The organism is Pseudomonas sp. GW821-FHT02B10, assembly GCF_059421865.1.
The window spans coordinates 95,510-116,283 of record NZ_JBWKVU010000005.1 but is presented as its reverse complement, the minus strand read 5'-3'; the positions used below and the strand labels follow the sequence as shown (position 1 = coordinate 116,283).

Sequence of the window (20,774 nt, the reverse complement as noted above, 5' to 3'; positions counted from 1 at the left end):
TATGGAACGCATTGACCACGCATTGCCATGGAACCACCTGGGCAGCGAGCGGCAGATCTCGGTGTTTCGTTTCGGCCGCGGCGAGCGCAAGGCCTATATCCAGGCCAGCCTGCATGCGGACGAACTGCCCGGGATGCGCACCGCCTGGGAGCTGAAAAAGTGCCTGGCCGAACTGGAAGCCCAGGGCGCGCTGAACGGCGTGATCGAACTGGTGCCGGTGGCCAACCCGATGGGCCTGGGGCAGCTGTTGCAGGGCAATCACCAGGGGCGGTTCGAGGCTGGCAGCGGCAAGAACTTCAATCGCGATTTCGTCGAGCTGAGTGTGCCGGTCGCGGCCCGCCTGGAAGGGTGCCTGGGGGATGACCCGCACGCCAATATCCAGATGATTCGCCAGGCCATGAGTGATGTGCTGGCTGAACTGCCGGCGCCATCGAGCCAGCTGCAAGGCATGCAGCGTATTCTCCTGAGTCATGCCTGCACCGCGGATGTGGTGCTGGACCTGCACTGTGATGCGGAAGCGGCGCTGCATATGTACGCCTTGCCGCAGCATTGGCCGCAGTGGCGTTCGCTGGCGGCCCATCTGAACGTGCGTGTCGGCTTGCTGGCGGAAGACTCTGGCGGCAGTTCGTTTGACGAGGCCTGTTCGCTGCCCTGGCTGCGCCTGTCGCGCCAGTTCCCGCAGGCGCAGATTCCGCTGGCCTGCCTGGCGACCACCCTCGAGCTGGGCGGTCAGGCCGACACCGGTCGCCCGCAAGCCGAGGCGCACGCCGAGGGCATCCTGGCGTTTCTCGCCGAGCAGGGGCTGATCGCGGGCGAATGGCCGGCGCCGCAGCATGAAGCGTGTGAGGCCATGCCTTTCGAAGGCACCGAATTGTTGTTTGCGCCGCATCCCGGCGTGGTGAGTTTTCTGCGTCCGGCCGGTAGCTGGGTGGAGAAGGGCGAGCCGATTTTTGAAGTGATTGATCCCTTATCCGATCGGGTCAGCACCCTGTGTGCTGGCACCAGCGGCGTGTTGTTCGCCGTTGAGCGGCTGCGTTACGCCCAACCCGGTTTCTGGCTGGCCAAGGTGGCGGGGCGCGAAGCGCTGCGGCACGGGCGCTTGCTCAACGACTGACTGCTTTTGTGAGAACCGACAGCATGTACAAACTTGAAGTCCAAGACCTGCATAAACGCTATGGCAGTCACGAAGTGCTCAAGGGCGTGTCCCTGAAAGCGGCGGCTGGCGATGTGATCAGCATCATCGGCTCCAGTGGCTCCGGCAAATCCACCTTCCTGCGTTGCATCAACCTGCTGGAGCAGCCGCACGCTGGCAAGATCCTGCTGAACAACGAAGAGTTGAAGCTGGTGGCGAACAAGGACGGCGCCCTGAAGGCGGCCGATCCAAAACAGTTGCAGCGCATGCGTTCGCGCCTGTCGATGGTGTTCCAGCATTTCAACCTGTGGTCGCACATGACCGCTATCGAAAACATCATGGAAGCGCCGGTGCATGTGCTCGGCGTACCCAAGGCCGAAGCCCGTGAAAAGGCCGAGCACTACCTGGCCAAGGTCGGTGTGGCGCATCGCAAGGATGCCTACCCGGGCCACATGTCCGGCGGTGAGCAGCAGCGCGTGGCGATCGCCCGGGCGCTGGCGATGGAGCCTGAGGTCATGCTGTTCGACGAGCCGACTTCGGCGCTCGACCCCGAGCTGGTGGGCGATGTGCTGAAAGTGATGCAGGCCCTGGCCCAGGAAGGCCGGACCATGGTGGTGGTGACCCACGAAATGGGCTTTGCCCGTGAAGTCTCGAACCAGCTGATATTCCTGCACAAGGGCCTGGTGGAAGAGAGCGGCAACCCGCGCGAAGTGCTGGTCAATCCGCAATCGGAACGTTTGCAACAATTCCTCTCGGGCAGCCTGAAGTAAATCGCTCCCGTAATGCACCAAATTAGGTCATGCTGCGCACCGCGCGCCAGATGGTCTAATTTGGTTGCAGCCGCCTTTGGCCTCTAACACTGTTTTCGTTTCGGATTGCCCGCCATGACTGCCCATCGAATTGGTTTCCTGATTTGGCCCAGCACTAAAGCCTTGACGCTGGCGCTGGCCGAGGAGGCCTTGCGTGTTGCTCAGCGCGTGCATCCGGAAGTGGTCTACGAACTGGCCTTCCTGCAGGCCGAAGCGCCGGCCGATGGCGCCTGGCAACTGCCCGGTGAACCCTGGTCGGGCAAGCTCGAAGGCTGTCAGAAACTGTTCCTGCTGGCCGATGAGCCGCCTGCCACCCTGGCGCCCGCCCTGAGCAGCGCGCTCAAGCAACTGGTGCGTGCCGGGTGTGTGATCGGCGGCTTGTCCGCCGGTGTGTATCCCCTGGCGCAACTGGGGCTCCTCGACGGTTATCGGGCGGCGGTGCATTGGCGCTGGCAGGATGATTTCGCCGAGCGCTTCCCTAAGGTCATCGCCACCAGCCATCTGTTCGATTGGGATCGCGATCGCTTGACGGCCTGCGGTGGGATGTCGGTGCTGGATCTGTTGCTGGCGGTGCTGGCCCGTGACCACGGCGCGGAACTGGCCGGCGCGGTCTCGGAAGAACTGGTGGTCGAGCGGATCCGCGAAGGCGGCGAGCGCCAACGTATTCCGTTGCAGAACCGCCTGGGCTCCAGTCACCCGAAGCTGACCCAGGCGGTGCTGCTGATGGAGGCCAATATCGAGGAGCCGCTGACCACCGACGAAATCGCCCAGCATGTGTGCGTCTCGCGTCGGCAGCTGGAGCGGATCTTCAAGCAATACCTCAATCGCGTGCCGAGCCAGTACTACCTGGAATTGCGCCTGAACAAGGCGCGGCAGATGCTGATGCAGACCAGCAAATCGATCATCCAGATCGGCCTGTCTTGCGGTTTCTCCTCGGGGCCGCATTTCTCCAGCGCCTACCGCAACTTCTTCGGCGCCACGCCGCGGGAGGACCGCAACCAGCGGCGCAGCAGCAGCCCGTTCGAACTGTCTTCGGTGCCTTCCGAGCGCGGTTGATCCATCTCTTCGTTTTACCTGTCAAATTGCTATCGCGAGCAAGCTTCGCTCCTACACGGAATGCATTCTTCTGCAGGAGCGAAGCTTGCTCGCGATGGCGCCTTAATGTGTGGCGCAAATCGTTGGACAATCCTGCCGTTAAAGCCTCCAGCAGTTTAAACTGCGCCTTTGCGACGCTATTTGTCGCATTGCCGTAAACCCGCGTAAAACCGGGGTTGGCGCTATAAGAAGTTGTCGCTTGGCGACAAGGCCGGGCAGAAAACTGTCCTTACAATCCCCCCATCGCTCGCCAGTTTCAGGCAGGCGTTCCTCTTCAGGAGACTCCGATGTCCGTTGAGCAAGCTCCGGTGCAACGCGCCGATTTCGATCAGGTCATGGTTCCCAACTATGCACCTGCGGCTTTCATTCCTGTGCGTGGCGCGGGCTCCCGAGTCTGGGATCAGTCGGGCCGAGAGCTGATCGACTTTGCCGGCGGGATCGCGGTCAACGTACTGGGCCACGCCCATCCGGCGCTGGTCGCAGCGCTGACCGAGCAGGCCAACAAGCTGTGGCATGTATCCAACGTCTTCACCAACGAGCCGGCCCTGCGCCTGGCCCACAAGCTGGTCGATGCCACCTTTGCCGAGCGCGCGTTCTTCTGCAACTCCGGGGCCGAGGCCAACGAGGCCGCCTTCAAGCTGGCCCGTCGTGTCGCTTTCGACCGTTTCGGCGCGGAAAAATACGAAATCATCGCGGCCCTCAATAGCTTCCACGGTCGCACCCTGTTCACCGTGAACGTCGGCGGCCAGTCGAAATACTCCGATGGCTTCGGTCCTAAAATCACCGGTATCACCCACGTTCCTTACAACGATCTGGCGGCATTGAAAGCGGCGATTTCGGACAAGACCTGCGGGGTGGTACTGGAGCCGATCCAGGGCGAAGGCGGTGTGTTGCCGGCCGAGCAGGCTTACCTGCAAGGCGCCCGCGAGCTGTGCGACGCGCACAACGCGCTGCTGGTGTTCGACGAAGTGCAGACCGGCATGGGCCGCAGCGGCGAGCTGTTCGCCTATATGCACTACGGCGTGACCCCGGACATCCTGACCAGCGCCAAGAGCCTGGGCGGCGGTTTCCCGATTGCTGCGATGCTGACCACCGAGGCGCTGGCCAAGCACCTGGTGGTCGGTACCCACGGCACCACCTACGGCGGCAACCCGCTGGCATGCGCGGTGGCCGGCGCGGTGATCGACGTGATCAACACGCCCGAAGTGCTGAACGGCGTGAAGGCCAAGCACGATCGCTTCAAGACCCGCCTGCTGCAGATCGGCGAGAAGTACGGCCTGTTCACCGAAGTGCGTGGCCTGGGCCTGCTGCTCGGTTGCGTGCTCAGCGATGCCTGGAAAGGCAAGGCCAAGGACGTGTTCAACGCCGCTGAAAAAGAAAACCTGATGATCCTCCAGGCCGGCCCGGACGTGGTGCGTTTCGCCCCGAGCCTGGTGGTCGAGGAAGCGGACATCGAAGAAGGCCTGCAGCGCTTCGAGCGCGCGGTCGCCAAGCTGACCCAGGCCTGATTCGGGCCGCGGTACTTCTCGGCGCTTGTCTGCAGGGCAAGCGTCGAGCCTCATTTTCGGTGCCGGGCTGTCCCGGCATTTTTCTCCCTGAGTCGGCCTCCTGGCCGGCCTGTTTCGAGTAAGGAGTGACACCATGCTGGTGATGCGCCCCGCGCAAATGGCTGATCTGGGCGAGGTACAGCGTCTGGCTGCGGACAGCCCGATTGGTGTCACTTCCTTGCCGGATGACGTGGAACGCCTGAGCGACAAGATCGCCGCAAGCGAGGCTTCGTTCGCCGCCGAGGTGAGCTTCAATGGCGAGGAGAGCTACTTCTTCGTCCTCGAAGACACCGAAACCGGCAAGCTGGTCGGTTGCTCGGCCATCGTCGCCTCGGCCGGTTATTCCGAGCCGTTCTACAGCTTCCGTAACGAGACCTTCGTGCACGCCTCCCGCGAGCTGAAGATCCACAACAAGATCCACGTGCTTTCCCAGTGCCACGACCTGACCGGGAACAGCCTGCTGACCAGCTTCTATGTGGTCCCGGAACTGGTGGGGTCGCCGTGGTCGGAACTCAACTCCCGCGGCCGCCTGCTGTTCGTCGCCAGCCACCCGGAGCGTTTCGCCGATTCGGTGGTGACCGAGATCGTTGGCTACAGCGATGAGAATGGCGACTCGCCGTTCTGGGATGCCATCGGTCGCAACTTCTTCGACCTCAACTACGCCGCCGCCGAGCGTCTGTGCGGGCTGAAAAGCCGCACCTTCCTCGCCGAGCTGATGCCGCATTACCCGATCTATGTGCCGCTGCTGCCGGATGCCGCGCAGGAAGCCATGGGCCAGGTGCATCCGCGGGCGCAGATCACCTTCGACATCCTGATGCGCGAAGGCTTCGAGACCGACCATTACATTGACATCTTCGACGGTGGCCCGACCCTGCACGCCCGGGTCTCGGGGATCCGCTCGATCGCCCAGAGCCGCGTGGTGCCGGTGAAGATCGGCGAGGTCGCCAAGGGCGGCGGACGCCAGTACCTGGTCGCCAATGCGCAGTTGCAGGATTACCGCGCGGTGATGCTGGAGCTGGATTACGCGCCGGGCAAACCGGTGACCCTGGATCTGCAAGCGGCCGAAGCCCTGGGCGTCGGCGAAGGTGCCAGCGTGCGCCTGGTGGCGGTTTAACGGCTGCGGCAAATGCCGGAAGAATCCTGGAAAGCAGCGAGTTTCGCGGGGGCCGTCAGCGGCGCCCGTCTGAGGAGATAGCATGATCGTTCGTCCCGTACGCAGCAGCGACTTACCCGCTCTGATCGACCTGGCCCGCAGCACCGGCACTGGCCTTACCACCTTGCCGGCCAACGAAGAACGCCTGAAACACCGCGTGGGCTGGGCGGAAAAGACCTTCCGTGGCGAAGCCGAGCGGGGCGATGCGGATTACCTGTTCGTGCTCGAGGACGACAACGGCCGCGTGGTGGGGATTTCCGCGATCGCCGGCGCCGTTGGCTTGCGCGAGCCTTGGTACAACTTCCGGGTCGGCCTGACCGTCAGCGCCTCCCAGGAGCTGAACATCTACCGCGAGATTCCAACGCTGTTCCTGGCCAACGACCTGACCGGCAATTCCGAGCTGTGCTCGCTGTTCCTGCACGCCGATTACCGCACCGGCCTCAACGGCCGCATGCTGGCCAAGGCACGCATGCTGTTCATCGCCGAATTCCCGCAGCTGTTCGGCAACAAGATCATCGCCGAGATGCGCGGCATGTCCGATGAAGCCGGGCGCTCGCCATTCTGGGAAAGCCTGGGCCGGCACTTCTTCAAGATGGAGTTCAGCCAGGCCGACTACCTGACCGGCGTGGGCAACAAGGCGTTCATCGCCGAACTGATGCCGAAGTTCCCGCTGTACACCTGCTTCCTCTCCGAGGGCGCGCGCAACGTGATCGGCAAGGTGCACACCGATACCGAGCCGGCGCTGGCCATGCTCAAGAGCGAAGGCTTCAGCTACCAGGGTTACGTCGACATCTTCGACGCCGGCCCGGCGGTGGAGTGCGAAACCGCCAAGATCCGCGCGGTGCGCGATAGCCAGGCGCTGGTGTTGGCCATCGGCACGCCGGGCGACGACGCCACGCCTTTCCTGATTCATAACCGCAAGCGCGAGGACTGCCGGATCACCGCCGCACCCGCGCGCTTCGCGTCGGGCACCCTGGTGGTTGATGCACTGACCGCCAAACGCCTGCAACTCAATGCGGGCGATCAGGTCCGTGCCGTTGCGCTGTCTGCTTCCCGGGAGTCGAAATAATGAACACGCTGTACATCGCAGGCCAATGGCTGCCAGGCCAGGGCGAAGCCTTTGAATCCTTGAATCCGGTGACCCAGCAGGTGCTGTGGTCGGGCAACGGCGCCACCGTCGCCCAGGTTGAAAGTGCGGTGCAGGCCGCGCGCCAGGCATTCCCGGCCTGGGCCAAGCGGTCGTTGGACGAGCGGATCGCCGTGCTGGAAGCCTTTGCCGCCAGCCTGAAAAGCCATGCCGACGAACTGGCCCACTGCATCGGCGAGGAAACCGGCAAGCCGCTGTGGGAAGCCGCCACCGAAGTGACCAGCATGGTCAACAAGATCGCGATTTCGGTGCAGAGCTACCGTGAACGCACCGGTGAGAAGAGCGGCCCGCTGGGCGACGCCACTGCAGTATTGCGCCACAAGCCCCATGGCGTGGTGGCGGTGTTCGGCCCTTACAACTTCCCAGGCCATCTGCCTAACGGGCATATCGTTCCTGCGCTGCTGGCGGGTAACAGCGTGCTGTTCAAGCCCAGCGAGCTGACCCCGAAAGTCGCCGAGCTGACCGTCAAGTGCTGGATCGAAGCCGGCCTGCCGGCGGGCGTTCTGAACCTGCTGCAAGGTGCGCGGGAAACCGGCATCGCCCTGGCTGCCAACCCGGGGATCGACGGTCTGTTCTTCACCGGTTCCAGTCGTACCGGCAATCACCTGCACCAGCAGTTCGCCGGCCGCCCGGACAAGATCCTCGCGCTGGAGATGGGCGGTAACAATCCGCTGGTGGTGGACCAGGTCGCGGACCTGGACGCGGCGGTCTACACCATTATCCAGTCGGCCTTCATTTCCGCCGGCCAGCGTTGCACCTGCGCGCGCCGCCTGCTGGTGCCGCAAGGCGCCTGGGGCGATCAGTTGCTGGAGCGCCTGGTGGCGGTCAGCTCGACCATCGAGGTCGGTGCGTTCGACCAGCAGCCGGCACCGTTCATGGGCTCGGTGATTTCCCTTGGCGCGGCCCGCGCGCTGATGCAGGCCCAGGAAAAACTGTTGGCCAATGGCGCCGTGGCGCTGCTGGAAATGACCCAGCCGCAGGCCCAGGCCGCGCTGTTGACCCCGGGCATTCTCGACGTGACCGCGGTGGCCGAGCGCCCGGACGAAGAACTGTTCGGCCCCTTGCTGCAAGTGATTCGCTACGCCGATTTCGCAGCCGCGATCGCCGAGGCCAACGACACCCAATACGGCCTGGCAGCGGGTCTGCTGTCGGATTCCGAGGCGCGTTACCAGCAGTTCTGGCTGGAAAGCCGGGCCGGTATTGTCAACTGGAACAAGCAACTGACCGGTGCCGCGAGCAGCGCGCCGTTCGGCGGTGTGGGTGCCTCCGGCAACCACCGCGCCAGTGCCTATTACGCGGCGGATTACTGCGCGTACCCGGTGGCGTCGCTGGAAACCGCGAGCCTGACCTTGCCGAGCGCGCTGACGCCGGGTGTACGCCTGGGGTGATGGGTTGCACCGCAGATTGCCGGAAGGTCCTGCGGACCTTATCGCAGCCTGCGAAGCGGCTACAGAGAGCGGCGGGGCGTCGGTGGTTGTGGTCACCCTGTAGCCGCTGCCGCAGGCTGCGATCGTCCCGCGAAGCGGGCGCCGACGGCCTCAAGACATGTACTGATACCGATGCCTATAACAACAGATTCTCGTGGAGCCTCGCTGATGAAATCCTATGAAGTCAATTTCGACGGTCTAGTGGGGCCTACCCATAACTACGGCGGCCTGTCCTACGGCAACGTCGCCTCCCAGAGCAACAGCCAGCAGTCTTCCAACCCCAGGGAGGCCGCGCTGCAGGGCCTGGCGAAAATGAAAGCGCTGATGGAAATGGGTTTCCAGCAAGGCGTGCTGGCACCCCAGGAACGCCCGGACGTGGCCGCCCTGCGTCGGCTGGGTTTTGCCGGCAGCGATGCGCAGGTCATCGAGCGTGCCGCCAAGGATGCGATGCCGCTGCTGGTCGCCAGCTGCTCGGCGTCGAGCATGTGGGTGGCCAACGCCGCCACGGTCAGCCCGAGCGCCGACACCGCTGACGGTCGCGTGCATTTCACCGCCGCCAACCTGAACTGCAAATATCACCGCAGCATCGAGCACCCGACCACCAGTCGCGTGCTGGGGGCGATGTTCGCCGACCAGAAGCACTTCGCCCATCACGCGGCGTTGCCGGCGGTGGCGCAGTTCGGCGATGAGGGCGCGGCCAACCACACCCGTTTCTGCCGCGACTATGGCCAGGCCGGTGTCGAGTTCTTCGTCTTCGGTCGCAGCGCCTTCGATACCCGCTACCCGGCACCGCAGAAGTACCCGGCGCGCCAGACCCTGGAAGCCTCGCAGGCCGTCGCCCGCCTGCACGGCCTGAGCGACGACGGTGTGGTGTATGCCCAGCAGAACCCGTCGGTGATCGACCAGGGTGTGTTCCACAACGATGTGATCGCGGTGGGTAACGGCGAAGTGCTGTTCTATCACGAGGACGCGTTCCTTGAGACCGACAAGATGCTCGCCGAGCTGCAGGCCAAGCTGGGCAAGTGTGGCGGCAACTTCCAGTCGATCTGTGTGCCGCGCTCGCAGGTCTCGGTGGAAGACGCGGTGCGTTCCTACCTGTTCAACAGCCAGCTGCTGTCCCGCGCCGATGGCTCGATGCTGCTGATCGTGCCGGAAGAGTGCCGCGGCAACGAGCGTGTCTGGCAGTACCTGCAAAGCCTGACCAGCTCCGGCGGCCTGATCCGCGAAGTGAAAGTCTTCGACCTCAAGCAGAGCATGCAGAACGGCGGTGGCCCGGCGTGCCTGCGGCTACGGGTCGCGCTCAATCAAACCGAGCTGGCGGCGGTCAACCCAGGGGTTATCATGACTGCGCCGTTGTACGGCACGCTGACCCAATGGGTCGACAGGCACTACCGCGACCGCCTGAGCGAAAACGATCTGGCGGACCCGCAATTGCTGCTTGAGTGCCGGACGGCACTGGATGAACTGACGCAAATCCTTAAACTGGGCGCGGTTTATCCATTCCAGATCAATTAAAAGCCCGCGCCTGCTTCTGCTGATCCAGGCGCGCCGCTTTACCTCCAGATGAGAGCGTAATAAATGAGCGATACCCTGCAGCTGATCCTTGAAGACACCGACGGCACTCAACTGGAAACTTCCTGCACCCGCGTTGCCGTGATGTGGCAAGGCAAGGAACTGTGGATCCAGCAGGACGGCCGCGGCCAGCTGCTGATCGGCGTGGACGTCGAGGAAGGCGACGAAGAATACGCCAACCTGCTGCTGCGCCCATTGGCGACTAATCTGGTAAGTCTGCAACTGGAAATGGAACCGGCCGATGCGGGTGACGACGATCACGTGCACGGCCCTGACTGCCAGCACGACCATTAAGGAATAACGTTCTATGCTCGCCCTCGGCAAACTGCTTGAACTGACCCTCGCCGGTCGTGAACCGGCGGAGAAGACTCAACTGACTGTCGACGGCGTGCGGATGCGCTGGCTGAGCGAAGGTGCGCTGGAAGTCCGACCACCCCAGGCGCGGGACAATGGCATGGATGTGCTGTTGTCGGCCGGCATCCACGGCAACGAGACGGCACCGATCGAGTTGCTCGACCGTCTGTTGCATGACATCGCCCGCGGCGACCTCAAGCCGTGCGCACGCATTCTGTTCCTGTTCGGCAACCCCGAGGCCATGCGCCGCGGCGAGCGTTTCATCGAGCAGGACATCAACCGGCTGTTCAATGGCCGTCACGAACAAAGCAGCGGCAACGAGGCTTTACGCGCCTGCGAGCTGGAGCGCCTGGCGGCGAGTTTCTTCAGCCTGCCGGAGCGTACCCGCCTGCACTACGACCTGCACACGGCGATCCGCGGTTCGAAGATCGAACAGTTCGCCCTGTATCCGTGGAAGGAAGGTCGCCAGCACTCGCGCCGGGAACTTGCGCGCCTGCGGGCCGCGGGCATGCAGGCGGTGCTGCTGCAGAACAAACCGTCCATCGTGTTCAGCTCCTATACCTACGACAAGCTGGACGCCGAATCTTTCACCCTGGAGCTGGGCAAGGCCCGGCCGTTCGGGCAGAACCAGGGGGTGAATGTCGAGCGTCTGGAAACCCGCCTCAAGCAGATCATCGAAGGCCGCGAACCGCCCATGGCGGAGGAGAAGCTGGATGGCTTGCAGTTGTTCAGCGTCGCTCGGGAAATCATCAAGCACAGCGATACCTTTCACCTGCATCTGCCGGCGGATATCGAAAACTTCTCTGAACTGGAAGTGGGTTACTTGCTGGCCGACGACATCGCCCAGACCCGCTGGATAGTCGAGGAGGAGGGGGCGCGGATCATTTTCCCCAACCCCAAGGTGAAGAACGGCCTGCGTGCCGGGATCCTGATCGTGCCGACCACGGCTGACGGCCTGGCCTGATACGGCAATCTGTAGCCGCTGCCGAAGGCTGCGATCGACCGCGTAGCGGGCGCCGCTTTTGAGGTTGATTAGAAGGCCCTGCGGGCCTTATCGCAGCCTGCAGTAGCGGCCACAAAAAACATCGCGAGCCAGCTCGATCCCTGTAGGAGCGAGCTGGCTCGCGATTTTGCTTTCAGCGTCTGGCGCTTACACCGCTACCCGCTGCTCGTGACGACGCAGGGCGCGAGTCTTGTACAGGGTGTCGGCGCAGGTCTTCGCGGCTTCCTGGCCCTTGTGCACGAAATGCTCGAAGAAGAACTTCTGATGTTCTTCACCAGCGTGGAAGTGGTGCGGGGTCAAGACCACCGAGAACACCGGCACTTCGGTTTCCAGCTGGACCTGCATCAGGCCACTGATCACTGACTGGGCGACGAATTCGTGGCGGTAGATACCGCCGTCCACCACCAGGCCCGCGGCGACGATGCCGGCATAACGACCGGACTTGGCCAGCAGCTTGGCGTGCAGTGGAATTTCAAAGGCGCCGCCGACTTCGAAGAAGTCGATATCACTTTCCTGATAACCCTGGGCGAGCATTTCGCTGACGAACCCTTTGCGGCTCTGGTCGACGATTTCCTTGTGCCAGCAGGCCTGGATAAACGCCACGCGTTCGCCGTGATGCTGTTTGCTTTTGCTATCGATTGCGGTGGGTTGCATCTGTTCTGACTCCTGTTTGTGTGAAAAACAGGGCGTTATGAATCGAAAGGGATTTAAGGGTACGTACAGGCCTGGCGCACAAGCAGCCATGCGCAGGTCTGTGGACGGCCCTTTGGCACCAATCCCGTTCTCTCTTCATCCGGACTATGACCGTCGGCCCCGGGATCACACCGGGTCTGCTGACCTTGCCGTCATTCGCCGCCGAAGCGGTGCCTGTCGCCAAGCGCTCGCGGGCTATGCGCATTGCGCGCAATTACCGCCGGTGGGGAATTGCACCCCGCCCTGAGAACGTTGCCACCGGGCTTTGCGGCGGCGGTGAGTTTGTAACACATATTTTTCGGCGGTGCATTGCGGCGTTTGGATGATAAACATCGGTTTTTCATGTCCATCGCTGGGCTTTTCCCGGGCGGGCCTTGATAAATCGCGGTTGTGCCCGTAGTAATTCAGTTCGAAAGAATTTCCCTATCCGCAGCGACGTTCGCGTCCCCTTGCCGAGGCCTGATTCATGAGCGTTATCGATCTTCGTAGTGACACCGTTACCCAACCCACGGCAGGCATGCTGGAAGCTATGGCCACGGCGGCCACGGGCGATGATGTCTACGGCGAAGATCCAACGGTCAACCGCCTGGAAGCTGAACTGGCGCAGCGCCTGGGGTTCGCCGAAGCGCTGTTCGTGCCGACCGGCACCATGAGCAACCTGCTGGGCTTGATGGCCCATTGTGGGCGTGGCGACGAATACATCGTCGGCCAGCAGGCGCATACCTATAAGTACGAGGGTGGCGGCGCGGCGGTGCTGGGTTCGATCCAGCCACAGCCACTGGAAGTCCAGGCCGACGGCTCGCTGGATCTGGCCCAGGTGGCCGCGGCGATCAAGCCGGATGATTTCCACTTTGCTCGTACCCGCCTGCTGGCGCTGGAAAACACCATGCAGGGCAAGGTGCTGCCATTGAGCTATCTGGCGCAGGCCCGGGCCTTCACCCGTGAGCATGGCCTGGCCCTGCACCTGGACGGCGCGCGGCTGTACAACGCGGCGGTCAAGCTGGGTGTCGATGCGCGGCAGATCACCCAGCACTTCGATTCGGTTTCGGTGTGCCTGTCCAAGGGCCTGGGTGCGCCGGTGGGCTCGGTGCTGTGCGGTTCGGCGCAGCTGATCGGCAAGGCCAGGCGCCTGCGCAAGATGGTCGGCGGTGGCATGCGCCAGGCCGGAATCCTGGCTGCGGCGGGCCTGTATGCGCTCGATCATCACGTAGCGCGCCTGGCCGATGACCACGCCAATGCCCAGTTGCTGGCGGAGGGGCTGCGTGAGGCGGGCTATGACGTCGAGCCGGTGCAGACCAACATGGTCTATGTCGCGATGGGGGACAGGGCAGAAGCGCTCAAGGCCTTCGCCGGCGAACGCGGGATCAGGCTGAGCGCCGCGTCGCGGCTGCGGATGGTCACCCATATGGACGTCAGTCGTGCACAAATCGAGCAGGTCGTCGGGACTTTTATCGATTTTTCCCGCAACTGACAGTGTTAGCCGTCCAATTGACCGTCTCTATCGTATAAACACGCTGTACCCCAAGCTCAGGGCCGATATAATGCGGCCCTTTGCCGTCGTTTCGTCTGATGACGTTTCGCACAGGCCTTTGGCCGCAGTCTCCGTGGAAGAACCTAATGAAAAGCGCAGAAATCCGTGAAGCCTTCCTTCGCTTCTTCGAAGAGCAAGGCCACACCCGTGTAGCCTCCAGCTCTTTGATTCCGGGCAACGACCCAACCCTGCTGTTCACCAACGCGGGGATGAACCAGTTCAAGGACTGCTTCCTGGGCCAGGAAAAGCGCGCCTATACCCGCGCCGTAAGCAGCCAGAAATGCGTACGCGCCGGCGGCAAGCACAACGACCTGGAAAACGTTGGTTACACCGCCCGTCACCACACGTTCTTCGAAATGCTGGGCAACTTCAGTTTCGGCGATTACTTCAAGCGTGACGCCATCACTTTCGCCTGGACGTTCCTGACCTCCGACAAGTGGCTGAACCTGCCGAAAGAAAAGCTCTGGGTCACCGTCTACGCCAGCGATGACGAGGCCTATGACATCTGGACCAAGGAAGTCGGGGTTCCGGCCGAGCGCATGGTCCGTATCGGCGACAACAAGGGCGCGCCATACGCCTCCGACAACTTCTGGACCATGGGCGATACCGGCCCGTGCGGTCCTTGCACCGAGATTTTCTACGATCACGGCGCCGACATCTGGGGTGGCCCACCGGGCTCGCCGGAAGAGGACGGCGACCGTTACATCGAGATCTGGAACAACGTATTCATGCAGTTCAACCGCACCGCCGATGGCGTGTTGCATCCGTTGCCAGCGCCGTCGGTGGACACCGGCATGGGCCTGGAGCGGATCAGTGCGGTCCTGCAGCACGTTCACTCGAACTATGAAATCGATCTGTTCCAGAGCCTGCTGAACGCGGCGGCCAAGGCCATCGGTTGCACCAACGATGCCCAGGCGTCTTTGAAAGTCGTGGCCGACCACATCCGTTCCTGCGGCTTCCTGATCGCCGACGGCGTGCTGCCTTCCAACGAAGGCCGCGGTTATGTCCTGCGTCGCATCATTCGCCGCGCTTGCCGTCACGGCAACAAGCTGGGCGCCAAGGGCAGCTTCTTCTATCAGATCGTGGCCGCGCTGGTCGCCGAAATGGGCGAAGCCTTCCCGGAACTGAAATCCCAGCAGGCGCACATCGAGCGCGTGCTGAAAGCCGAAGAAGAGCAGTTCGCCAAGACCCTGGAGCAGGGCCTGAAGATTCTCGAGCAGGACCTGGCCGAACTCAAAGGCACGGTGGTACCGGGCGACGTGGTGTTCAAGCTGTATGACACCTACGGTTTCCCGATGGACCTGACTGGCGACATCGCCCGTGAGCGCGAACTGACCCTCGACGAGGAAGGTTTCGAGCGCGAGATGGAAGCCCAGCGCGTACGTGCCCGTTCCGCCAGCTCCTTCGGCATGGACTACAACAGCCTGGTCAAGGTCGATGTGGCCACCGAATTCACCGGTTATCACGCCACCAGTGGTTCGGCCAAGGTGGTTGCTCTTTATAAGGAAGGGCAATCGGTCGACGTGCTGAGTGAAGGCGAAGAGGGCGTGGTCGTTCTCGACCAGACGCCTTTCTACGCCGAGTCGGGCGGCCAGATCGGCGACTGCGGTTACCTGCAAGCGGGTAACGCGCGTTTCGACGTGCGCGATACCACCAAGACCGGCGGTGCTTTCCTGCACCACGGCGTCTTGGCCAGCGGCAGCCTGACCGTTGGCGCTCCGGTGCAAACCCAGGTGGATGCCGAAGTGCGTCACGCCACTTCGTTGAACCACTCGGCCACCCACTTGCTGCACGCCGCTCTGCGCCAGGTGCTGGGCGAGCATGTGCAGCAGAAGGGTTCGCTGGTCGACAGTCAGCGCCTGCGTTTCGACTTCAGCCACTTCGAAGCGATCAAGCCAGAGCAGATCAAGGCCCTGGAAGACATGGTCAACGCCGAGATTCGCAAGAATACCGCGGTGGAAACCGAAGAAACCGATATCGACACCGCCAAGCAGAAGGGCGCCATGGCGCTGTTCGGCGAGAAGTATGGCGACAGCGTGCGTGTCCTGAGCATGGGCGGCGATTTCTCCGTTGAACTGTGTGGCGGTATCCACGCCAACCGTACCGGTGATATCGGCCTTTTGAAAATCATCAGCGAAGGTGGCGTCGCTTCGGGTGTACGCCGTATTGAAGCCGTCACCGGTGCCGCGGCACTGGCGTACCTGAACGCTGCGGAAGAGCAACTCAAGGAAGCGGCGACCCTGGTCAAGGGCAGCCGTGACAACCTGATCGACAAGCTGTCGGCCGTGCTGGAGCGCAACCGTCTGCTGGAAAAACAGCTCGAGCAGCTGCAGGCCAAGGCCGCCAGTGCCGCTGGCGACGACCTGTCGGCGCAGGCGCTGGATGTCAAAGGCGCGAAAGTGCTGGCGGCGCGCCTGGACGGTCAGGACGGCAAGGCGCTGTTGGCGCTGGTCGATCAGTTGAAAAACAAACTCGGTCGCGCGGTGATCCTGCTCGGCAGTGTCCATGAGGAAAAGGTCGTACTGGTTGCGGGCGTAACCAAGGACCTGACTGGCCAACTCAAAGCCGGTGATTTGATGAAGCAAGCCGCTGCGGCAGTGGGCGGGAAGGGCGGTGGTCGTCCGGACATGGCGCAGGGCGGCGGTGTCGATGCCGCTGCGCTGGATGCCGCGCTGGCCCTGACCGTTCCGTTTGTCGAGCAGGGGATTTAAGGTTCCAAGCCGAGCCCGTCGTCTAGTGGCGGGCTTTGGAGCTGCGCAGTTTGATTGATTAATGGGCGCCCCTTTACGGGCTGAGGCGGCTTAGAAATGGCTTTGATCGTACAGAAATTTGGAGGTACCTCGGTCGGTTCCGTCGAAAGAATCGAGCAGGTCGCCGACAAGGTGAAAAAATTCCGCGAAGCCGGTGACGACCTGGTGGTTGTGCTGTCGGCCATGAGCGGCGAAACCAACCGTCTGATCGACCTTGCCAAGCAAATCAGCGGCGACGGTCAGCCGGTTCCTCGCGAGCTGGACGTGATCGTTTCCACCGGTGAGCAGGTGACGATCGCACTGCTGGCCATGGCGCTGATCAAGCGCGGCGTGCCGGCAGTCTCCTATACCGGCAACCAGGTGCGGATTCTGACCGATAGCGCGCACAATAAAGCGCGCATTTTGCAGATCGACGATCAGAAAATTCGCGGTGACCTGAAGGCTGGTCGCGTGGTTGTGGTCGCAGGTTTCCAGGGCGTCGACGAGCACGGCAACATCACTACCCTCGGTCGTGGCGGTTCGGACACCACCGGCGTGGCACTGGCGGCAGCCCTGAAGGCTGACGAATGCCAGATCTACACCGATGTCGACGGCGTCTACACCACCGATCCGCGCGTGGTATCCGTGGCCCAGCGCCTGGACAAGATCACCTTCGAAGAAATGCTGGAAATGGCCAGCCTGGGTTCCAAGGTGCTGCAGATCCGTGCGGTCGAGTTCGCCGGCAAGTACAACGTTCCGCTGCGCGTACTGCACAGCTTCAAGGAGGGTCCGGGTACCCTCATTACTATTGATGAAGAGGAATCCATGGAACAGCCGATCATTTCCGGCATCGCTTTTAACCGCGATGAAGCCAAGCTGACCATCCGTGGCGTGCCAGACACTCCCGGCGTGGCCTTCAAGATTCTCGGTCCGATCAGTGCCGCGAATATTGAAGTCGACATGATCGTGCAGAACGTTTCGCACGATAACACCACCGACTTCACCTTCACTGTGCATCGCAACGATTACCTGGCAGCCCAGCAAGTGCTGGAAAACACTGCCCGTGAAATCGGCGCCCGGGAAGTGGTAGGCGATACCAAGATCGCCAAGGTCTCGATCGTTGGCGTCGGCATGCGTTCCCACGCGGGTGTTGCCAGCCGCATGTTCGAAGCACTGGCCAAGGAAAGCATCAACATCCAGATGATCTCGACCTCGGAAATCAAGGTTTCCGTGGTGATCGAAGAGAAGTACCTGGAACTGGCCGTGCGCGCTCTGCACACGGCTTTCGAACTGGACGCTCCGGCCCGACAGGGCGAGTGATGCGTTGCCCGAAGGGCGCGGTTTACCGCGCCCTTTGTTTTTTTGATCGGCGTGACAGAAAACTGTTCTTTTGCTCGCGCTAGTCAATACTTAGGCGTGTAGGGCTACGGCCGTCCTGGTTGTAGGTCGATACCCTTTTTTTTGCAGACTGTTGTCCCTGAAATGAAATGCGTGAGGAGAAAGGTATGCTGATTCTGACTCGTCGGTGCGCAGAAAGCCTGATTATTGGTGATGGCGAAATCACCGTGACCGTGCTTGGCGTCAAAGGAAATCAAGTGCGTATCGGTGTCAACGCCCCTAAAGAGGTAGCGGTGCACCGGGAAGAAATTTACCTGCGGATAAAGAAAGAGAAGGACGAAGAACCAAGCCATTAATTTTTATCGTTTTTTTTGTTTGCAAACGGGGAGAAAGCTGGTTAATATACGCCCCGTGTTGCGGAGAGCTGGCCGAGTGGCCGAAGGCGCTCCCCTGCTAAGGGAGTACACCTCAAAAGGGTGTCGGGGGTTCGAATCCCCCGTTCTCCGCCATTATTTGCTTAGTTCGTTTTAATCTGGCTTCTTCTGTAAGTTGTTGAAATTACTAGAAAAAGTGCTTTACAAAAAGATTTAACGGCCTATAATGCGCGGCAACAAATGCACTCGTAGCTCAGCTGGATAGAGTACTCGGCTACGAACCGAGCGGTCACAGGTTCGAATCCTGTCGAGTGCACCATTTAAGAGTTGTTTGCAGTAATGTGAATAACTTGGCTTCAGCCAGTTGTGGTCTGGTCTAAAAACACAAATTGCACTCGTAGCTCAGCTGGATAGAGTACTCGGCTACGAACCGAGCGGTCACAGGTTCGAATCCTGTCGAGTGCACCACATATACCAAAAAGCCCGCATTTATTGCGGGCTTTTTGCTTTCTGCCGTTTGGGTTTTCTCCCTTCTTTATTGGTTCCTCTGTTTGAACGTCGCGACCATTCTGGCGTCGTATTCAGCGTGTGCCTGTCCTTTTGATGTGGCCTTCCGAAGGCTCCCGGCAATTGTGAATCGATAACGGGAGCGAGTTCCGGGCGCAGTTTTTTCGTCTGGGGTGTGTTTTCTTTTTCGGATGGTGCGTCGCAGCTTTATAGATTCAGCGCTTCTTCAGCTTTGCGCCGCAAGCGCTTGTTCTTGCCATGATTTTTTAACGTTTAAAGCCGTCAAGCGGTGTATGATTGCGCCCGTCAGCCCCGCCGGGGCTTGTGGAATACCTCCATGGACTTACCCAGTAGTTACTCAGTATCCCGTTTTTACAATCATGAATTGACTGATTGATCCTTCCGGCGTGCTCCTCTGCTGGGAGTGGAGTTCGCCTATGACCGAAGTAGAAGTAAAGAAAACACAAGACAGCCTGCAGGATCGCCTCGCTCAAGTCGTTGAGCTGCTGCAGCGCCAACGGGTGGTCGAAGACCTGACTCATCGTCAGGAAGGTCATCATCAGGATCGGGTCGAGAACCTGGTCCACCGGCAAAACCTTGTCGAGCTCCAACGCAAGCTCGACGATCTGCACTCTGCCGACGTTGCCTACATCCTTGAAGCCTTGCCGCTCGACGAGCGTCTGACTGTCTGGCAGTTGGTCAAGGCCGAGCGTGACGGCGACATCCTGCTCGAAGTATCCGATTCCGTGCGTGAAACCCTGATCGCCGACATGGACGATCATGAGCTCCTGGCTGCTGCCAAGGAGATGGACGCCGACGAACTTGCTGACCTGGCCCCCGAGCTGCCGCGAGACGTTGTCCATGAGCTGATGGAGGCGTTGGACGGCCAGCAGCGCGAGCGCGTTCGCTCCGCATTGTCGTATGACGAGGAGCAGGTCGGTGCGTTGATGGACTTCGAGATGGTGACCATCCGTGAGGATGTCAGCCTTGAAGTGGTTCTGCGTTATCTGCGTCGCCTCAAAGAGTTGCCAGGCCATACTGACAAGCTGTTCGTCGTCGACTATGACGGCGTGCTCAAAGGTGTGCTGCCCATCAAGCGGTTGCTGGTGAATGATCCGGAGAAACAGGTTTCGGAAGTCATGGCCAGCGACCCGGTAAGTTTCCATCCGGACGAAGATGCCTACGACGCTGCGCAGGCATTCGAGCGCTACGACTTGATTTCGGCGCCGGTGGTCGACAAGAACGGCAAATTGATTGGCCGTCTGACCATCGACGAAATGGTCGACCTGATTCGTGAGGAGAGCGAGACCGAAGTCCTCAACATGGCCGGCCTGCGTGAAGAAGAAGATATTTTTGCCTCGGTCTGGCGTTCCCTGCGCAACCGCTGGGCCTGGCTGGCAATCAACCTGATCACCGCATTTGTCGCTTCGCGAGTGATCGGTCTGTTTGAAGGCTCCATCGAAAAGCTGGTGGCCCTGGCGGCCCTGATGCCTATCGTGGCGGGTATTGGCGGCAACTCGGGTAACCAGACCATCACCATGATCGTTCGCGCCATGGCGCTGGACCAGGTCAGCACCGGCAATACCTCGCGTCTGATGCGCAAGGAGCTGGCGGTGGCCTTGATCAATGGTCTGGTCTGGGGCGGAGTCATTGGCGTGGTGGCTTACCTGCTCTACGGCAGCTGGTCGTTGGGTGTGGTGATGACGGCGGCCATGACGCTCAACCTGTTGCTGGCGGCGCTGATGGGGGTTCTGATTCCGATGACGCTGGCGCGCCTGGGGCGCGACCCGGCCATGGGGGCCAGCGTCATGATCACGGCCATGACCGACAGTGGCGGCTTCTTTATCTTCCTTGGGCTGGCCACCATCTTCCTGCTTTGATCCCGCATACGGCCCCTCTAATGGGGCTGTATCGTTTTCTCCAGCCCCTTGCCATCCAGGCTTCTGTTTTTGTAGCGTTCGAGCAGCAAATTTCGCGCAAAAAAAAGCCAGCACAAGGCTGGCTCTAGCTTTCGAGGTCGAATCAGGAAGCGTCTGCGGCCATTTCGGCGTCATGGGCGATCAGCGAAACAAGAGCGTTCTGCTGGCGGTGGGAAAGTTGACGGAAACGTTGAAGCAGTTCGCGTTCATGCAAGGAGAGTTCTGGGCTGTCCAGGCGCATGCTCAACTCTTCACCCAAGGCGCCTTCCTGAATAAGACTCTGTTCCAGGCGCGCGATGATTTCGGAGTTCATGCTGCGGTGATGATTGCGAGCCACCTCGGCAATGCGTTCACGCATCCCGTCGGGTAGACGTACGACGAACTTGTCAGCCGTACGGCTGGAATAAATTGCCTGTTTCAATGGGCGCATATATTTAACCGGTT

The 20,774-nt window shown here is 61.3% G+C and carries 17 protein-coding genes, 3 tRNA genes and 1 riboswitch; of the genes, 18 read left to right on the top strand and 2 right to left on the bottom strand.

Features of this window, described 5'->3' with window-relative positions; all coding sequences use genetic code 11:
- Position 1: 1 nt before the first annotated feature.
- The 10 genes from AC07VU_RS13255 to astE all read left to right on the top strand — a co-directional run bounded on the left by AC07VU_RS13255 (position 2) and on the right by astE (position 11,200).
- Complete coding sequence (locus AC07VU_RS13255; protein WP_150052598.1) at positions 2-1,114, top strand: succinylglutamate desuccinylase/aspartoacylase family protein; 1,113 nt, start codon at positions 2-4, stop codon at positions 1,112-1,114.
- 23 nt (positions 1,115-1,137) lie between these two features.
- A complete protein-coding gene (locus AC07VU_RS13250) occupies positions 1,138-1,902 on the top strand; it encodes an ABC transporter ATP-binding protein (protein WP_007921545.1) in 765 nt (254 codons plus the stop codon).
- Between the two features lie 114 nt (positions 1,903-2,016).
- On the top strand, positions 2,017-2,997 hold the full coding sequence (gene argR, locus AC07VU_RS13245; protein ID WP_009045160.1) for a transcriptional regulator ArgR: 981 nt from the start codon (positions 2,017-2,019) through the stop codon (positions 2,995-2,997).
- A 326-nt stretch (positions 2,998-3,323) separates the two neighbouring features.
- Entirely contained in the window at positions 3,324-4,544 is a 1,221-nt protein-coding gene (locus AC07VU_RS13240; RefSeq protein ID WP_495029998.1) for an aspartate aminotransferase family protein, read from the top strand.
- 133 nt (positions 4,545-4,677) lie between these two features.
- Entirely contained in the window at positions 4,678-5,697 is a 1,020-nt protein-coding gene (gene aruF / locus AC07VU_RS13235; protein WP_007921551.1) for an arginine/ornithine succinyltransferase subunit alpha, read from the top strand.
- An 82-nt stretch (positions 5,698-5,779) separates the two neighbouring features.
- On the top strand, positions 5,780-6,805 hold the full coding sequence (astA, locus tag AC07VU_RS13230; protein WP_007921553.1) for an arginine N-succinyltransferase: 1,026 nt from the start codon (positions 5,780-5,782) through the stop codon (positions 6,803-6,805).
- Positions 6,802-8,271, top strand: coding sequence for a succinylglutamate-semialdehyde dehydrogenase (gene astD / locus AC07VU_RS13225; RefSeq protein ID WP_495030077.1), 1,470 nt, complete (start codon positions 6,802-6,804; stop codon positions 8,269-8,271). Before astA ends, astD begins: the two co-directional genes overlap by 4 nt.
- A gap of 207 nt (positions 8,272-8,478) precedes the next feature.
- On the top strand, positions 8,479-9,825 hold the full coding sequence (gene astB / locus AC07VU_RS13220; RefSeq protein ID WP_495029997.1) for an N-succinylarginine dihydrolase: 1,347 nt from the start codon (positions 8,479-8,481) through the stop codon (positions 9,823-9,825).
- Between the two features lie 63 nt (positions 9,826-9,888).
- The gene (locus tag AC07VU_RS13215) at positions 9,889-10,176 is read left to right on the top strand and encodes a hypothetical protein (RefSeq protein ID WP_007921560.1); all 288 of its coding nucleotides are present in this window, start codon (positions 9,889-9,891) and stop codon (positions 10,174-10,176) included.
- A 13-nt stretch (positions 10,177-10,189) separates the two neighbouring features.
- Positions 10,190-11,200 (top strand): succinylglutamate desuccinylase, encoded by a 1,011-nt coding sequence (gene astE, locus AC07VU_RS13210; RefSeq protein ID WP_007921561.1) that lies wholly within the window; start codon positions 10,190-10,192, stop codon positions 11,198-11,200.
- Between the two features lie 186 nt (positions 11,201-11,386).
- Here astE and AC07VU_RS13205 read toward each other — a convergent pair whose 3' ends face one another.
- A complete protein-coding gene (locus AC07VU_RS13205) occupies positions 11,387-11,893 on the bottom strand; it encodes a 6,7-dimethyl-8-ribityllumazine synthase (RefSeq protein WP_277589430.1) in 507 nt (168 codons plus the stop codon).
- 122 nt (positions 11,894-12,015) lie between these two features.
- A riboswitch (FMN riboswitch) is annotated at positions 12,016-12,187 on the bottom strand.
- Between the two features lie 211 nt (positions 12,188-12,398).
- Between AC07VU_RS13205 and ltaE the strand changes: the two genes are divergently transcribed.
- The 8 genes from ltaE to mgtE all read left to right on the top strand — a co-directional run bounded on the left by ltaE (position 12,399) and on the right by mgtE (position 20,291).
- Positions 12,399-13,403 (top strand): low-specificity L-threonine aldolase, encoded by a 1,005-nt coding sequence (gene ltaE, locus AC07VU_RS13200; RefSeq protein ID WP_097134829.1) that lies wholly within the window; start codon positions 12,399-12,401, stop codon positions 13,401-13,403.
- 146 nt (positions 13,404-13,549) lie between these two features.
- Positions 13,550-16,174 (top strand): alanine--tRNA ligase, encoded by a 2,625-nt coding sequence (alaS, locus tag AC07VU_RS13195; RefSeq protein ID WP_150052591.1) that lies wholly within the window; start codon positions 13,550-13,552, stop codon positions 16,172-16,174.
- A gap of 96 nt (positions 16,175-16,270) precedes the next feature.
- Positions 16,271-17,512: an aspartate kinase gene (locus AC07VU_RS13190; RefSeq protein ID WP_007921569.1), complete on the top strand. Its 1,242-nt coding sequence runs from the start codon at positions 16,271-16,273 to the stop codon at positions 17,510-17,512.
- A 185-nt stretch (positions 17,513-17,697) separates the two neighbouring features.
- The gene (gene csrA / locus AC07VU_RS13185) at positions 17,698-17,886 is read left to right on the top strand and encodes a carbon storage regulator CsrA (RefSeq protein ID WP_002554426.1); all 189 of its coding nucleotides are present in this window, start codon (positions 17,698-17,700) and stop codon (positions 17,884-17,886) included.
- A 62-nt stretch (positions 17,887-17,948) separates the two neighbouring features.
- Positions 17,949-18,039 (top strand) — tRNA-Ser (locus AC07VU_RS13180).
- A gap of 107 nt (positions 18,040-18,146) precedes the next feature.
- Positions 18,147-18,223, top strand: a tRNA-Arg gene (locus AC07VU_RS13175).
- A 72-nt stretch (positions 18,224-18,295) separates the two neighbouring features.
- Positions 18,296-18,372: transfer RNA gene (locus AC07VU_RS13170), tRNA-Arg, on the top strand.
- A 476-nt stretch (positions 18,373-18,848) separates the two neighbouring features.
- Entirely contained in the window at positions 18,849-20,291 is a 1,443-nt protein-coding gene (gene mgtE, locus AC07VU_RS13165; RefSeq protein WP_007921578.1) for a magnesium transporter, read from the top strand.
- Positions 20,292-20,433: 142 nt separating this feature from the next.
- Here the strand turns inward: mgtE and AC07VU_RS13160 are convergent, their stop codons facing one another.
- Positions 20,434-20,760 (bottom strand): Arc family DNA-binding protein, encoded by a 327-nt coding sequence (locus AC07VU_RS13160; RefSeq protein ID WP_003178899.1) that lies wholly within the window; start codon positions 20,758-20,760, stop codon positions 20,434-20,436.
- Positions 20,761-20,774: the final 14 nt, after the last annotated feature.